The sequence below is a fragment of the Dawidia soli genome, from assembly GCF_018598185.1.
Taxonomy (GTDB): domain Bacteria; phylum Bacteroidota; class Bacteroidia; order Cytophagales; family Cyclobacteriaceae; genus Ohtaekwangia; species Ohtaekwangia soli.
This window is the reverse complement of the sequence record NZ_JAHESC010000017.1, coordinates 123,170-139,258: the sequence shown is the minus strand read 5'-3', so window position 1 is coordinate 139,258 and position 16,089 is coordinate 123,170. Positions and strand designations below refer to the sequence as shown.

The 16,089-nt window shown below is 56.1% G+C and carries 13 protein-coding genes and 1 riboswitch; of the genes, 3 read left to right on the top strand and 10 right to left on the bottom strand.

Annotated features, from left to right (window positions below; translation table 11 throughout):
* Positions 1 to 1,886: penicillin-binding protein 1C (locus KK078_RS13445; protein ID WP_254090798.1), on the top strand; the 1,886-nt coding region annotated here is incomplete at its 5' end.
* Positions 1,887 to 1,974: 88 nt separating this feature from the next.
* The gene (locus tag KK078_RS13440; protein ID WP_254090797.1) at positions 1,975 to 3,213 is read left to right on the top strand and encodes an OmpA family protein; all 1,239 of its coding nucleotides are present in this window, start codon (positions 1,975 to 1,977) and stop codon (positions 3,211 to 3,213) included.
* A 12-nt stretch (positions 3,214 to 3,225) separates the two neighbouring features.
* On the opposite strand, the gene KK078_RS13435 is transcribed toward KK078_RS13440, so the two are convergent.
* The 8 genes from KK078_RS13435 to KK078_RS13400 all read right to left on the bottom strand — a co-directional run bounded on the left by KK078_RS13435 (position 3,226) and on the right by KK078_RS13400 (position 11,484).
* A complete protein-coding gene (locus tag KK078_RS13435) occupies positions 3,226 to 4,596 on the bottom strand; it encodes a pyridoxal-phosphate dependent enzyme (protein ID WP_254090796.1) in 1,371 nt (456 codons plus the stop codon).
* Between the two features lie 73 nt (positions 4,597 to 4,669).
* Positions 4,670 to 5,596, bottom strand: a complete 927-nt coding sequence (locus tag KK078_RS13430) for an aspartate carbamoyltransferase catalytic subunit (RefSeq protein ID WP_254090795.1) — start codon at positions 5,594 to 5,596, stop codon at positions 4,670 to 4,672.
* Between the two features lie 6 nt (positions 5,597 to 5,602).
* Positions 5,603 to 6,145: a bifunctional pyr operon transcriptional regulator/uracil phosphoribosyltransferase PyrR gene (pyrR, locus tag KK078_RS13425; RefSeq protein ID WP_254090794.1), complete on the bottom strand. Its 543-nt coding sequence runs from the start codon at positions 6,143 to 6,145 to the stop codon at positions 5,603 to 5,605.
* A gap of 40 nt (positions 6,146 to 6,185) precedes the next feature.
* Complete coding sequence (locus tag KK078_RS13420) at positions 6,186 to 7,715, bottom strand: hypothetical protein (RefSeq protein WP_254090793.1); 1,530 nt, start codon at positions 7,713 to 7,715, stop codon at positions 6,186 to 6,188.
* Positions 7,678 to 9,291: a hypothetical protein gene (locus KK078_RS13415; protein WP_254090792.1), complete on the bottom strand. Its 1,614-nt coding sequence runs from the start codon at positions 9,289 to 9,291 to the stop codon at positions 7,678 to 7,680. Before KK078_RS13415 ends, KK078_RS13420 begins: the two co-directional genes overlap by 38 nt.
* Positions 9,288 to 9,692 (bottom strand): EVE domain-containing protein, encoded by a 405-nt coding sequence (locus KK078_RS13410; protein ID WP_254090791.1) that lies wholly within the window; start codon positions 9,690 to 9,692, stop codon positions 9,288 to 9,290. The genes KK078_RS13415 and KK078_RS13410 overlap by 4 nt, the downstream gene beginning before the upstream one ends.
* A 109-nt stretch (positions 9,693 to 9,801) precedes the next feature.
* Positions 9,802 to 10,614 carry a 4-(cytidine 5'-diphospho)-2-C-methyl-D-erythritol kinase gene (gene ispE, locus KK078_RS13405; protein ID WP_254090790.1) on the bottom strand — a complete coding sequence of 271 codons (813 nt, stop codon included), beginning with the start codon at positions 10,612 to 10,614 and terminating at the stop codon, positions 9,802 to 9,804.
* Between the two features lie 57 nt (positions 10,615 to 10,671).
* On the bottom strand, positions 10,672 to 11,484 hold the full coding sequence (locus KK078_RS13400; RefSeq protein ID WP_254090789.1) for an enoyl-ACP reductase FabI: 813 nt from the start codon (positions 11,482 to 11,484) through the stop codon (positions 10,672 to 10,674).
* Between the two features lie 179 nt (positions 11,485 to 11,663).
* On the opposite strand from KK078_RS13400, the gene KK078_RS13395 reads away from it, so the two are divergent.
* Positions 11,664 to 12,401, top strand: a complete 738-nt coding sequence (locus KK078_RS13395) for a hypothetical protein (RefSeq protein WP_254090788.1) — start codon at positions 11,664 to 11,666, stop codon at positions 12,399 to 12,401.
* Here KK078_RS13395 and KK078_RS13390 read toward each other — a convergent pair whose 3' ends face one another.
* On the bottom strand, positions 12,402 to 14,555 hold the full coding sequence (locus KK078_RS13390) for a WG repeat-containing protein (RefSeq protein WP_254090787.1): 2,154 nt from the start codon (positions 14,553 to 14,555) through the stop codon (positions 12,402 to 12,404). It abuts the gene before it with no gap.
* 85 nt (positions 14,556 to 14,640) lie between these two features.
* Positions 14,641 to 15,774 carry an ABC transporter substrate-binding protein gene (locus KK078_RS13385; RefSeq protein WP_254090786.1) on the bottom strand — a complete coding sequence of 378 codons (1,134 nt, stop codon included), beginning with the start codon at positions 15,772 to 15,774 and terminating at the stop codon, positions 14,641 to 14,643.
* 25 nt (positions 15,775 to 15,799) lie between these two features.
* A riboswitch (cobalamin riboswitch) is annotated at positions 15,800 to 16,045 on the top strand.
* The last annotated feature ends 44 nt before the right edge of the window (positions 16,046 to 16,089 follow it).

Below are 16,089 nucleotides of genomic sequence, written 5' to 3'. Positions count from 1 at the left end.
TCTCAAGGCAGTCGGGAGACTGCCGCCATACGGGGCACCGGTGGCGGGGGGGGGCGGCGGGGGGCGGGGGGACCCGCCCCCGCGCCCGGCGGGGGGGGGGGCCCACCGCGCCCGCGCTGAGCCCCCCCGGGCCCACCCGCGACCAGCGCAACGCCAAACGCGACCGGTTGTTGGAGAAGCTGCGCGACCTGGGCCATATAGACGCCTTTACCTGCCAGCTGGCGCAGGAAGAACCCATACCCGAAGAGCCGCTCCCCCTGCCGCGCCAGGCACGGCACCTGCTGGCGCGGATGCAGCAGGAAGGGCTCGCCGGCCAGCGGCTGCGGTCGACGCTGGATCATCACCTGCAGCAACGCGTCGAGCAGATCCTGCAAGACCACCACCAGCGGTTGCTGGGCAACCAGATCCACCACGGCGCCGCCCTTGTCGCCGAGGTTGCCACGGGCCGGGTACTGGCCTACGTTGGCAACGTCAGCAATACACGCAACTACCGCGGCGACGATGTCGACGTGGCCCGCGCGCCGCGCAGCACCGGCAGCATCCTCAAGCCCTTTCTCTTTGCCGCATCGCTGGAAGAAGGAAAGATCTTGCCCGGTACGTTGCTGCCCGATATTCCCATCTTCATCAACGGCTTTACACCCAAGAACTTCTCGAAGGACTACGACGGTGCGGTGGCCGCCGACCGGGCCCTGATCCGCTCGCTCAACGTGCCGGCGGTGAACATGCTGCGCAATTACCGGTATGAAAAATTCCATTCGCTGTTAAAAGACCTCGGCATGACTACCTTGCAGCACCCACCCGACCATTATGGGTTATCACTCATTCTGGGGGGCGCCGAAGGCACCCTGTGGGACGTCGCCGGCATGTATGCCTCCATGGCCCGTACGCTCAATCGTTATTTCACAGTAGCGGGCGCGAATAAATATATACCGCGCGATATACACCCGCTGACCTACCGGCTGGCCGTGCCCGACACCACCGTCGTGGCGGCAGAAGCGACCTCGGCGCTGGATGCCGCATCGATCTATCAAACCTTTGACGCGCTGAAAGAAGTATACCGGCCCGGCGAGGAGTCCGGGTGGCGTTATTTTACCAGCGCTAAAAAGATCGCCTGGAAGACCGGCACAAGCTTCGGCTTTCGCGACGGCTGGGCCGTGGGCGTAACGCCCGACTATGTCGTAGGGGTATGGGTAGGCAATGCCGACGGCGAAGGGCGCCCCGGACTCACGGGTACAGACGCCGCGGCGCCGGTGATGTTTGATATATTTTCGCAGCTCCCCGGCAACCGTTGGTTCCGGCGGCCGGAAGCAGAAATGACGAAGATCACCGTCTGCGCCAAAAGCGGCTATCGCAACAGCCCGTTATGCGACGAGGTAATAACCCGCTGGGTACATTCCCGCGGCTTGCAAACGGGGGTCTGTCCCATGCACCGCAAAGTACACTTGTCGGCCGACCGAAAGTATCGTGTACACAGCAACTGCGAGCCGGTAGACCGCATGGTGGAAGTGAACTGGTTTGTATTGCCGCCGGCCCAGGAATATTACTTCCGTCCGCACAATGTGTCGTACCGCTCCCTGCCGCCCTTTCGCAAGGATTGCCAGCCGTCGGCTGCAGTAGCGGCCATGGATATGATCTATCCCAAGCCCGGCGCCCGCCTCTATATTCCCCGCGATCTTAACGGCCAGCTGGGGGATGCCGTCTTTGAGCTGGCGCACCGCAACCCCCAGGCCACTGTGTTCTGGCACCTGGACGGCGAGTACCTGGGCAGCACCCAACGCCATCATCACCTTACGGTCCGGCCCTCCCAGGGCCGCCATACACTTACTATCATAGATGAAAGCGGCGATATGCTGGAGCAACGCTTTGAAGTGTTGTCAAAAATGTAAATAACTGATAAGTAGTTAATTAATTGACTTTTGTTGAATCATTACTAAATTTGTATTGGTTTAATATTCTTTACAAAGCCAGTGAGTCATGAAGACCCTCTTTTTTTCCGCACTGGCAGGAGTTTTTTCTGTACTTACGGTACAGCCTGCCTATGCCATCTACCGGGAGCAAAGCCTGGACGATGCGCAGAATTATGTCGTCATCGGAGCATTTAAGTATCAACGCAATGCGATCCGCTTTTCCCAACATGCCAATCACGATCTAAGCCTGCACGCCACGATCCAGCTCAACCCGGTGCGGAAGCTGTATTATGTATACGTGCTGCGGACCACAGACCGTGCGGCGGCCATCTCGGAAGCACGCCGGTTGCGGGCCGAGTCTGAGCTTACCGACACCTGGGTATTCAGTGGCTCGCTCGAGCAAGGAACGACAGCGTCGTCTCCCGAGAAAAGCATGGGGGTAGACATCAACCCCGACACCCAACAGAAAATGGAGCAGGTGCCGAAGGAGAAGGAGCCCACCCCCGTCACAACGGAGCCGGTAATAGCTAACGTCGCCGGACCGCCACTGCCCGAGCCGGAGCCTGAAAAGAAATCCGAGGTTATCGACGACGGTAAGCCGGGCAAGCCCTTTATCTTTCACCTCTACCGTGCCACCGACAATGCGAAGGTGGAAGGTGCCGTGAAAGCCATCGACCTGGACCGCGCGCGGAAAATAGGAGAGTACAAAGGCAACGAAGTCGTGAAGGTGGGAGACCCCGCCAGCAAGACCGACAGCGTCGGGCTGGTAGCCGAGGTTTTTGGCTATCGCAAGCAGCAGATCAATCTATACTATAACAAGCCGGAAGGCGAAGGCATCGAGACCAACGCCGACGGCGCTGTAGAGATACCGTTCGGGTTGGTACGACTGCGCAAGGGCGATATCTCCGTCATGTTCAATGTGCTCTTTTACCGCGATGCCGCCGTCATGCGTCCCGAGTCGCGTTACGAAGTACAGAGCCTGCGCGACATGATGAAGGAAAATCCGAAGTATAAGATCCGTATCCATGGCCACACCAACGGCAATGCTACCGGTAAGATCATCTCCATGCCCGAGGGAAGTACGGAATTCTTTGCGCTGAAAGGCACCAAAGAAGGCTTTGGCACGGCAAAAGCGTTATCGGAAGAACGTGCCCAGGCGATCAAGAACTTCCTGATCCACGATGGCATCGAACCTGACCGTATGGAAATAAAAGCGTGGGGTGGCAAGCGCCCGCTCTACGACAAGATGAGCAACCGGGCACAGGAAAATGTGCGGGTGGAAATAGAGATTCTGGAGGACAAATAGTCCTCCAAAATCTTAGCTCGTCATGGCCTGCAGCACGTCGTGCTGCGTAATGATATGTACTTTCTCGGAGTCGTCGCGTACCAGTACCGCCTTGTTGTCTTTGTTCAGCAATGACGACAGAACGTCCAGCGTGCTGTCGGGGGCCACAAACTGCATCGGCTTATCCATGACCTCGCCCACCGGCTTGGCTTGCAGCTGCGGGTCCTGGATGATCTTTTCCAGCAGGCTGGAAGCACTTACGCTGCCCACAAAGTGGCTGTTCTCGGTAACCGGTATCTGGTCAATACCCTGGCGGTTGATCAACAGGATGGCTTCGCTCACCTTGGCGTCTTTGCCCACGGTAATGAGGCTGTCCTTGCTCGCGCGGCGGTTGATGATGTCGCGCGCCGAGCCAAACGCACGGGTTTCGAGGAAGCCGTGGTCTTTCATCCATTGATCGTTGTATACTTTGGCCAGGTAACGCGTACCGTGGTCAGGCAGCAGAATGACCATGACATCGTCTTTCTTCAGGTTTTCGCGCGCGTATTCCAATGCACCGTGCAGGGCCGAGCCGCTGGACCAACCCACAAACAAACCTTCTTCGCGCGACAGCCGGCGGGCCGCGATGGCGCCGTCTTTGTCTGTTACCTTGATGAAGGTATCGATCACGTCAAAGTCTACGTTCTTGGGCAGAATGTCTTCGCCAAAGCCTTCGGTGAGGTACGGGTAAATTTCATTCTCGTCGAAGATGCCGGTCTCTTTATACTTCTTAAACACCGACCCATAGGTATCGATGCCCACGGTCACCAGGTTGGGATTCTGCTCTTTCAGGTAGCGGGCTGTGCCGCACATAGAGCCGCCTGTACCTACCGTTGCGACATAGTGTGTGATCTTGCCGCCGGTTTGATTCCAGATCTCGGGCCCCGTGGTGGCATAGTGCGCCGCGGCGTTCGACGGGTTGTCGTATTGGTTCGGATAGATCGAGTTGGGGATCTCTTTGTTGAGCTTGCGCGCTACGGAATAATACGAGCGCGGATCGTCGGGGGCGACGTTCGTAGGGCACACGATCACTTCGGCACCTACGGCTTTCAGGATGTTGATCTTTTCCTGCGATTGTTTGTCGGCCATGGTAAAGATGCAACGATAGCCTTTCGCCACGGCCGCCAGGGCGAGGCCCATGCCTGTGTTGCCCGACGTGCCTTCGATGATCGTACCACCGGGTTTGAGCAGGCCGGCCTTCTCGGCGTCTTCCACCATTTTAATGGCCATGCGGTCCTTGGTCGAGTTGCCGGGGTTGAAGTATTCTACCTTGGCCAGGATGGTGCCGGGTATTCCCTTTACCACGTTGTTAAGCCGGACGATCGGGGTATTGCCGATCGTTTCGATAATGGAATTATAGATCATACGAATAGCGTCTTCAGAGTAGGTAAAAATACGAAAAAGGAATCGAATGGTTTTGGCTTACGCCAACGGTGTTTCAGGCATTTGCACCGGCCAGCAGGTACAGCACAGCCATGCGGATCGCCACGCCGTTCTCGACCTGGTCGAGAATGATGGAATGTGCCGAGTCGGCGGCGTCGCTGCTCAGCTCCACGCCGCGGTTGATGGGCCCGGGGTGCATGATCAGGATCGGCTTCTTGAGGCTGTCGAGCAGCTTTTTGTTGATGCCGTAGTACAGGGAGTACTCGCGCAGCGAAGGGAAATATTTGATCTGCTGGCGCTCCAGCTGGATGCGCAGCACGTTGGCCACGTCGCACCACAGCAGCGCCTTGCGTACGTCCAGCTCTACCTCAACGCCCAGCTGGCTGATGAACTTCGGCAGCAGGGTGGGCGGCCCGCATACCATTACCTTGGCGCCCAGCTTCTGCAATGCAAAGATGTTGGACAGGGCCACGCGTGAATGCAAAATATCGCCGATGATCGCCACTTTCTTGCCGGCCAGCGAGCCGAGCTTCTCGCGGATGGAGAAGGCATCGAGCAGCGCCTGGGTAGGGTGCTCGTGCGTGCCGTCGCCGGCGTTGACAATGTTCGCATTGATGTGTTTGGCCAGGAAGTGCGGCGCTCCCGGGCTGGCATGCCGCATCACGATCATGTCCACCTTCATGGCCAGGATGTTGTTGACGGTATCGAGCAGGGTCTCGCCTTTCTTTACCGAGCTGTTGGAGGCCGAAAAATTGATGACGTCGGCCGAAAGCCTTTTCTGGGCAAGCTCAAAGGAAAGACGGGTACGGGTGGAGTTCTCAAAAAAAACGTTGGCGATGGTGATGTCGCGCAACGAGGGCACCTTCTTGACGGGGCGGTTCAGGACGCCTTTAAAATTCTCAGCGGTTTCAAAAATAAGCTCAAGGTCTTCGCGGGTAATGTTCTTAATGCCAAGCAGGTGTTTTTGACTGAGTTTCGACATAGCCCTTTAGTCCTTATTGATCAACCAGATTTTATTTTGTTTATGCCCCTGTGCTTCCAGCTCCACCAGCACGCGCTGCGACGAAAGCGTGTTCACGGCCTTGCCGACATAGTCTGCCGCTACCGGCAGCTCGCGTGTATATTTCCGGTCTATCAGAACGAGTAGTTCTACTTTCTTGGGACGCCCAAAGGTGATCATGGCATCCATGGCGGCGCGGATCGTGCGGCCCGTAAAGAGCACGTCGTCCACGAGCACAACTTGTTTACCCTCGATGGTGAACTCGATGCGTGTTTCGTTGGCCTTCACCGGAATCTCCCGGCGGCGGAAGTCGTCGCGGTGAAAAGTGGCGTCCAGGTAGCCCAGCGGAATGTTTTTCTTCACCAGCTTTTCCAGCTTCTGGTGGATGATCTCGGCTACGTAAATGCCCCGCGGCTGCATGCCGATGACGACCGTTTCAGAAAAAGAACCGTGATTTTCAATCAATTGCTGACAAAGACGACTTATCGTGATATCGAGGAGGTCGGTGTCGAGGATAAGTTTTTTCTGCATACGGCGGGGCAAATATAGCAATTTACACCGCCTGCCCCGGCTACCGGCTGCTGATTTTGTTGATGAAAAAGACCTTGCGCTTGCCCGACTCGGGACTAAACACCTCCTGGACGCCGTAGGCGTAGAAGTAGTTGCCGTACCAGTAATCCAGCCGGGAGGCGTTGCTCTCGTCCGCCCGCGTGATCTCATTCTCGCGGCCCGTGCGGATGATCTCCGACGTCTTGCCTTCCAGCACCTCGTTGCCCTGGATGATCTTGGTGCGCAGCTCGTTGCGGAACATGTACAGCAGGTTGATCTTGTCGGCGTGGGGCTCCAGCTTGACAAACTGCTCCAGCGTATAGGTTCTGACGTCGTTGATCTCAAAACTGTTGTCCCACCGCAGGTTGCCGTCGTTGTCAAAGCCCATTACCACGGCGTGGGTGTAATTGTAGCCGTCAAAGACGCGGCCGTCGCGAATGTAGTTGCCGCGGCCCAGGGTGTTGGGCATAAAAAAGCCGGAATAGCCCGCGCCCGCCGAGGTATAGTGCGGGTAAAACGCCTCACCCAGGAGCACATACTGATTTTTGTAAGGCACCAGCTCGTGCACCAGGAACCGGTAGTTGAAACGGATCTTCTTGCCGCGGATGCGCCGCCGCGCTATGCGCTCGCGCACACGCTTCTCGCGCCCCGCCTTCATGTATTTGAAGAAGTTTTGCAGGTCGCCAAAGTTGTAGTATCGGATCTGCTGCAGCCCCGACGGGTCGATGCTGGCAATGAAGATGCCCTTGGAATACTCCGTGTTACGCGACCCATACACGCCCGCGATCACCTGCATGTTGTTGGCGGTCTTGAGCGAGCGGGCAAAGATCAGGTTCTTGTTGTCTTCCGGCTCCAGCGGCAGGTTGCGCATCAGGTCTGCCTGCGCGGTGTAGCTTTTCACCCAGATCGTGCGTGTGCCCTGCAGGTTCCGCGCGCTCACCAGCACGTCAAAGGTGCCGTCGGCGTGTACCTTGATGTGCGTAAGCTCGCCCATGTCGTTCTGGAGCCCCGGCAGCAACCGCGACTTCTGCGTGTGAAAAGAATAAAAGATCACCACGGGGATCTTGTTGAAATACCCCCCGAGCAAAACACCTTCTTTCGTCACTTGAAATTCCGACGGGCTGAAAGGAATAAAGTTCTTTATGACGTGGCGTATATACCGGCCCGTGCCCTGCTCCAGCGCGAACATCTCCAGGTCGTTGCGGCTGAAGTCTACGTAGTGGAACAGCAGGTATAGATAGTCGGCGTCGGCTTTGCGTCCCACCAGCAGGTATTTCTTCTGTACGGCCAGGTAGCCGTGCCACGTGGCGTTGAAGGCCGTGTCCAGCTTCTGGATCTCAAACTGGTCGTTGGGCTCGTTGGGAATGCCCGTGAGACGGCGGTATAAAAAAAGGCCGTTCTGGTGCGCGGGCACGATCTCGAATTGCTGACCAAAGCCGAGCATAGGAATTTCGTACCGGGCAGATTGCTCTACCTGTGCCTGGCAAACCGTGGCCGCCAGCCAAAAGAACAGGTTAATGTACCACCACTTTGTTGATGTAGAACACGTCACGCACGCGATCGGTGCTCCGGGCAACGTTGCGGATGGTTTGATAGCCCCATACATAAAAGGTGTTGTCGTACCAGTGTCGCACACTTCCCTCGCCGCTTTTCTCCGAACGTATTTCGTCCACCGGGTCGAGGAGCTTGATCTTTTCTTGTAAAAGCTGCGTAGTGTCTTCTTTTAACGGAATGGACTTTACCATCAGGTCCGATTCGTTTTTATAGAGCATGTGCACGTGGCCGTTGTTCAGGCTGAAGTCCGCCACCTGCTCCACCGAGGGCAGCTTGATGTCTTCCAGCTTCAGGCTGTGGTCCCACTTCACCTTGCCGGTGGCGTCGAACGCCAGCAGTACCGTTTCGCTGCTTTTAATGTCGTCGTTGTTTTTGACGTTGTTGCCATAGGCATACGGACGGTACATACGCCCCATGCCCGGATAATAATATCCCGGCCCATACATGCCATATGTACCATAGGGACTGTAGGAATATGGGTTATAATAATACGGGTTGCTGTAATATGGATTCAGGTTGCTGGAAGGTGTATACACTTCTGCCAGCAGCAAGTAGCCATCCCGGTATTCGTTCAGCTTGAACGGCATCACGTAGTTGATGTAGTTCGGGATCTTGTTGTCGGCCAGGTCCGCCCGGGTATCTTCCTGGATCTTCTTCATGCGCTTGGGCGAGAGGTATTCCAGGTAATGCGTCAGCTCGCCAAAGCTTACGTAGCGGATCTTCTTCTGCTCGTTGAAAGGGTCCACCACGACTGAGTAAAAACCGTTGGATTGCTTGGAGTTGCGCTCGCCCCAGGTGCCCATCAGCACCAGGTCTTCCCGCTCCAGCGTGCTGGTGATGCCCGTCTGCAGCGTGCGGTTCTCGTCGATCGGCACGCGATCTTCCAGCAGCAGCTCGCCGCCGCCGTCGAACGTGCGGAACATCATGTTGCGTTCTCCTTTCGTGCCCCGGTCGATCGTCACGGTGTTGAACGTGCCGTTTTGGTTGGTGCGCAGGTCTACCAGCTCGGTATCTTTTTGGAAGAACCCCGGCACCACCTTGATGTTGCCGGTCGACAATTTGTATAAAAAGATAGCCGGTTCGTTGTTGACATACCCCCCAAAAGCAAAACTGCCGTCCGCCTTGCAAAAGTGCGTTAGCTTAAAGTCGAGGTCGGGCTTGATGGAATACCGCGTGGATTCGCCCGACGCCAGCGTAATGTGCACCAGCTCGAAGTCGTTGCGGGTAGTCTCTCCGGTACGATACAAAAAGTACAGGTTCCCCGGCACGACTTCATAGCCGATCATCTTATACCGCTCTTTGATCTCGAGCTCCACCACGCGCTTTTCCTGCAGGGCGGTGTCGAGCAGCAACAGCTCCCAGATCCGGTTGTTGTTTTTGTATTTATCGCGCTCGCGGTAAAGGGCCAGTCCCTCTTGCTTGAGGGAGATGACATTGTAATAATCGTCGGAATTCTTTTGCTCCCGCTCAAAGCGGTGGGGCTGCTGCACCTGCGCCCAGCCAGTACCGGCGGGGGCGATCAGGACGGTCAGCAAGACCAACATCCACCACGAACAGGATACATTTCTTTTCATTTTTCTTCGCTTAAGGCTATGACCATGTCAAACTCTTCTCTCTTAACGGGCTGCACCGAAAGGCGCGACAGTTTCACCAGCGCCATATCCTTTAAACGCTTGTCGGCTTTGATTTGTGCAAGGGTCACCGGTTTTTTCAGTTTTTTATCCGGCGCCAGCTCCACCGCCACCCAGTTTTCATCTTTCGGATCGGGGTACGCTTCCTTGGTGATGCGGGCAATGCCGACGATGGCCTTGTCTTCCATGCTGTGGTACACAAAGGCCAGGTCGCCTTTCTTCATGGCCCGCAGGTTCAAACGTGCCGCATAATTGCGCACACCGTCCCATCCCGTCTTTTTGTCGCGCACCAGGTCATCAAACGAGTATACGCTCGGTTCACTTTTTACCAGCCAGTAGTTCATGCTTTCGGTTACAGTTAATACTAAAATTACAAGAAAGCGGCAAAGATAAAAATGACCGACACACAGACGGTGCCCGGCGGCAAAAAAGCAGTACCGTAGGGGATATATACTATCGGGTCAGCACCCCCGACCAGTGCACGACGCCCGCATCAAAGGCCAGGTCCACACCTTTGTCGAAAATGCCAAACACGGCCGCGCCCGACCCGCTCATGCTGGCATAGACGGCGCCGGCGCGATACAATCTTTCCTTCAGGGCTTCGATGGAAGGGTGCCGTGCAAAAACGGAGGGCTCAAAGTCGTTGTGCAGCTGTCCTTTCCAGGCTGCCAGGGGTACCTGTGTCAGGGTTTGCGTCAGACCGGTCGCCGGTGCCGCGGGTGTTATGCCGGCATAGGCCTCCGCGGTAGAAACATGGATAGGTGGTTTGGCCAGCACCAGGAACTTGCCCTTTAACGAGAGGTCTATGGGGGTCAGGATCTCTCCCCGGCCCGTGCCCAGCTGCGGGGCGTCCTGGGTAAAGAATGCGCAGTCGCTGCCTAATTGTGCGGCGTAGGCGGCCAGCGCCGTGGGCGTAAGGTGGAGGTTGAACAAGTCGTTCAGGAGGCGCAGCGTATACGCCCCGTCAGAAGAACCACCTCCCAGGCCGGCCCCGGTCGGGATGATCTTATGCAGGTGGATGCGTACCGGCGAAAGGTGGAAATCCTTTTGGAGCAGGTGGTAGGCCCGCAGGCAGAGGTTGTCGTGGGGATCGCCGGGAATGGCATCACCCGACTGTGAGAAAGCCAGCGTGTCGGACGGGATCACCTCCAGGATGTCCGTCCAGGGCACCGGATAGAAGCAGGTCTCCAGCGCATGGTATCCGTCGGTTCGTTTGTAGAGAATGTGGAGACCCAGATTGATCTTACAAGGCGGGAAGGCGACCATGACCGGCGGAGGTTTAAAAAAAAGCCTGGCGGGTATCCCGCCAGGCCCGTAACGATATTATTTGCTGAGACGCTCGACGATATCCTCGGTGATACCCGAAGAAGAGAACCCACCGTCGTGCATCAGGTTCTGCATGGTCACCATGCGGGTAAAGTCAGAGAACATGACCGTGATGTAGGCGGCGCAATCTTCCGCGGAAGCGTTGCCCAGCGGCGACATCATGTCGGCAAAGTCAAAGAACACGTCGAAGCCCGAAATGCCCGAGCCGGCCGTGGTGCGCGTAGGCGACTGTGAAATGGTGTTGACACGCACTTTCTTCAGCTTGGCATAGCGTGCGCCATAGCTGCGGGCGATCGACTCCAGCATGGCTTTTGCCTGGGCCATGTCGGTATAGTCGGGGTAGGAACGTTGCGCAGCGATGTAGCTCAGGGCCAGCACCGATGCCCACTCGTTGAGGGCGTCCAGCTTCTCGGCGGTCTGCAGCACCTTGTGAAACGACAGCGCCGAGATGTCGAGGGTCTTCTGGAACCACTCGTAGTTCAGGTCGCCGTAGGGCTTCTCCTTCCGGATGTTGGGGCTCATGCCGATGGAGTGCAGCACGAAGTCGATCTTGCCACCCAATACCTCCATGGATTTGGTAAAGAGGTTGGCCAGGTCTGCTTCAGATGTGGCATCTGCCGGAATAACTTCCGCATTGCATTCCTTTGCCAGCTCGTTGATCTTGCCAAGGCGCATCGCAATGGGGGCGTTGGTCAGGGTGAACACACCCCCCTCTTCCTTTACTTTCAGCGCTGTTTTCCAGGCGATGGAGTTCTCATCCAGTGCACCGAAAATGATGCCGCGTTTGCCTTTCAGTAAGTTGTTAGCCATAGCTTATAAATTAAACCGATGTGGTGTTAGTTAAGCCGCAATATTACAATACATCCGCAAAAAACAAGAATTAAAATTGCGGCGCTGAACGGTACGGGTGTACCTTCTACACCGTTTGAAACGAGAAAATAACGCGTTTTTTTCCTATATTTCTTTAGAAACATAAACATTCAGCGTCTATGGAAATCACGTCTTCTTTTCTGGATTCATGGCACGGGTACATGTATGCTGGTGCGGCGGTCTGCATGGGCCTGGCCATTTTGCTCCTGGCGTATCATGAGCTTCGCATCTTTATGCTAAAAGACTACAAAGCGAAGTATGACTATGTAAACCTGCACGAGGTCCGGTATTTCTGGTACTCGGTTATGATGGTGGTATTGGCGGCGGCTTTCTTTGGCAATACCGTCGGCTCACAGGCCATACAGGAAGAAGGCCACCGCTGGTTCTATGTGCGTCTGTTCATATCGGTAAGCTTTGTGATCATTGCGTACTTTGTCTTCTTCAGCCTGGTGCGGGTCTACTACCCCGGCAAGCTTGAACGCCGCCTGTACAAACTGCGCAATACGCCGCGTACGTCGCCTGACGGTAACATCATGCGCAAGCTGGCCGAGTCCGAAGAAGAGCATCACCTGGAGAAAGAACAAATGGAAGACGGCAAGGTGCACTCCATTGACTACGACATCTGGCTGGATGATAAAACAGGCTACAAAAAGATTGAAAAATATACCGCCTACCAGCACGCCGAAGAGTGCGCGGAGTGCGGCTACTTCACCCTCAAGATCCATAGCGAAGACATTGCGCAGGAACCCACCCTGTCAGACGAAGGGATGCTGATAAAGCACTATCGCTGCGGCTATTGCGGCCACCGCGAACAACGACCGGTGGTCATTGCCCGCCTCTCGGCCAACATCGCATGATCAGTTGACCGTCAGGTTTTGCCAGGGCGACTTCTTCAACGCCAGGAAGACGTTGTTGAAAGGATCGTACACGATCGTGTCGTACACCATCGGCACCGTGCTGATGCCTTGCAGCGTGATGACGCCATAAATACCGTCGCGCTCGACAATGGCAAAGCCCTTGCCGGTGTCTTCCAGGTGCTGGTACTTGGGCTGGATCAGGATCTTGCCCGTGTTGCCCGCCAGGCCCACCAGGCCGTTGCTGCGGATCAGCAGGTTGCGCGTAGGCAATACGGTAATATCTTCATAGCGGGCCGGCAACAACAGCCGGCCCGTTTTATCGACAATGCCGGTAAGACCTTTTTGTTTGACCAGCGCAAAGCCGTTCTGGAATCCCGACACCTCGTCGTACACCGGCTGGATGGCGATCTGGTCGTCGTGGTTGATAAAACCCCAATGCCCGCGGATCATGGCCGGGGCCAGCCCTTCGCTGAATTGTTTCACACCCTCGTAGCGATTGGCAATGCGCAACCGCCCCAGGTTGTCGATGAACCCGTACTTGCCGTTCTTGCGGATCGCCCGCAGCCCCTCGCTTTCTTCATAGATCTTTTCCAGGGATTCGGAGGGAAACACCCGGCGGTCGGCAATGCGGCCGTTCATATCGATCTTCCACAACGTGCCCGACGGCAACAGTTCCAGGATATAGTCGGGGTAATAGGTCAGCGGGTTCTCTGTAAAATAAATGACGTTGCCATCGAGCGACTTCAGGAAGCGTGTGCGCGTGGTCTGCTCGATGTAGCGGTCGTGCCCGAGTAAAAACAATTTCGACAACCGCGGCGTCACGATCCACTCTTCGCGCTGGTTGATGATGCCATACTGCCCGCGAAATTTTACCACCAGCAGGTTGTCTTTGGTTTGCAGCACCGAGTCATACGTGCAGGGAACGACCTCGCGCCCGGCCAGGTCCATGGTGCCGGCATACCCACGGGCGCGTACCACAAAATAGGTGCCGTCGAAGCGGTCGATGTTGTCGTACGACTTCGACGACCGGCGCGTGCCGGTGGTGTCGATCAGGGTCCAGCTGTACTTGCCGCCCTGTCGCTGGCCTGCCAACGCACGATGGTGCGTAAACAACAGCACCAGGCTGTCGTGTGCCGGTTGAATAAGTGTACGGCCTGACAGATCGATCACGCCGTATTTTCCCTGTACCGATACCAGGGCCTTACCGTTTTCGAATTCACCGATCGTGGTGTATGGTTGCGGCGACAGGGGCTTGAGCGAAAGGTCCGTCAGTTGCAGCACGCCACCCTGCATCACCTTCAACCGGTTTGTTGCCACGGGATACAACGCATCGGCCTGTACCTTTTGCGTGAGCTTGTTCTGGCCGTTCAGGAATTGCCACTCGTCGGCTTCGCGCGCTTTGATGGTGCCGTCTTCCAGAATGGCGATGCCGCGGTACCGTGGCTGTACTTTAATTTGTCCGTCGCGGTCGATCACACCCTGCATGCCGTTTTGGTAGAGGGTGGCGTAGCGTTTGGTGAACGGCGCAATGCGGTCGATCGTAAAGCCGGTGAGCTGGCGGCCGGTCTCGGTGAAGATCGCGATCTTGTCATCAAAGTTCTCGACGGCAAAACGCAGACTGCCGATGGGATAGATGCTTTGATACTGTTGCGGAATGATCGTACGGTTGTCCAGCGACAACAGACCGTATTTATAGGTGTTGCCGCTCTTACCAAAGACAATGGCCCGCAGCGAAGCGAGCTTTACACCGTCGTATTGAAACGAGATGATCTCCTTGCCCGAGGTATTCAGACAGCCTGTGGCCACGCGCAGCGCGTTGGGTTGCACCTGCTTGCGGGCAATGAGCACGGAGCCATCGCCGGGAAGGATCTCTTCGTACTCGTTTTTAGTAAGGATGTGGTTGCTGATGCTAATCAGACCCCAGCGACCGTTCAGCTTATAACCGATGGCCTGGTCAATGACCGAAAAACGGCCGTCGCTCCATCCCCGCGCGTCGTACTTCGCCGGGATCAGCACCTTGCCGTGGTCGTCTTTCAGACCCACCTTTCCATTCTCTTCAAAAACCGACAGCTCTTCGGCCATGCCGGCGTAGGCAGCCTCCGAAAGAAAAAATATCAGCAGACAGCAATACAATAAGCGGCTCACGATCCTCATCACCAACAAAGTTAAAAGGTCGTGCGCATACTGGCGCTATTCTGCAGCGAATTGTTAAGGCGATGGTCGCCGCCAGGCGCGTACACTATTGCAGCGGCGCATGGAAGTACAACGTGTGTTCGGGTAGCAATGTGGGATGCCCGATCTTCACGAGGTCGCGCAGAATCAGATCGGGGCGCAGATACCCCAGCTCTAAGAACTCGCTGCCGCCGCGTGCGCCGATGCGCGCATTATAGGTGTACACCTGCCGGGTGGTCACCGGCTTGAACTGCGCGTAGCGATGATCACCGGTGCGCAGTGCCTCCAGTGTTTGGTAAGAGCCCACCCCAATCCATAAGTCGGCGTTGTGCGCTTTTTCATAGACATGCTCAAAGCTCAGTTTCAACGAACCAGCCGATGAATCTGCCGCCCACAGATATTGACAGCCTGCGTCATTAAGAATGCGGGCTGCATAGTTCTGACCGCCCGGCAGGAACCACGCATCGCCATACACAATGCCGCTGAGCACGGTGGGCCGGGTCTTGACCGTATCGACAACAGCCTTTGCCTCGAGGTAACTTTTTTCAATAACCTGAAAAACCGAATCGGCACGTTTCTCCTGGCCGAAGAATAGCGCCATGAATTTGATCCACTCGGCACGGCCCAGCGGATGTTTTTCCAGGTACTCTGCATTGATGACAACCGGCACGCCCAGGTCTTCCATCTTCTTGAATTGCCCGTAGTCGCTGCTTAGTGCATAGCCCATCAACATACCCGGCTTCAGCACGACCAGCTGCTCTAAGTTTATACCGCTGTCGACACCCAGGTCTTTTACCAGGCCGGCGTCTACACGGCGGCGCATCTTCTCGGAACTGATATAGTCGGTGGACGGAAAGCCCACCAGCTTGTCGGTTTCGCCGAGATAGTCCAGCAACGGTATATGTGACGTAGACGTGCACACGATGGAAGAGAGCGGCGTGCGGATCACCTTTACCCCGGCAGCATGTGCCGGCACCGCTTCATCCCGGGGCACCAGCAAATAGGTAAAGCCCTTGGATGCCCCCTGAAAAGGCGTCAGTACCGTCACCGTCTTGATGTTCCCGTCGTAGGCCACCGTAAAGCCCCGGGCATACTTCAATAACGTTTGTGAAGGTTGCGAAACAGCGGCGGGTTGGTCGGCGGCCGGGCGGCGGCAGCCCGTCAGGGAAAGCACCAGCACGAAAATGATTACGCGATACATGGCTGCAATGTTAAGAAAATAATTAAGTTCGCACCCGATTCACGGTTCTTCCGCTGTTTGCAACCGCAGAAGATCAAAAGGGAATACCGGTGCGATCTACGATCAAATCCGGAGCTGTCCCCGCAACTGTAATCCCGGTCTGCCAGGCTGTATGCTGCTCCTGGCGGAGTTTAAACTTTTGTTCTGCAATGCCATTGTCCGCCCCCTGGCGGATGAGAAGGTAAGCAAAAGCCGGGTGAGCCAGGAGACCTGCCGTGATACTAAAATCTGTTTTCAGGCTTCCGACTTTCGGGTGAAAGGTCAGAAGTATAGTGG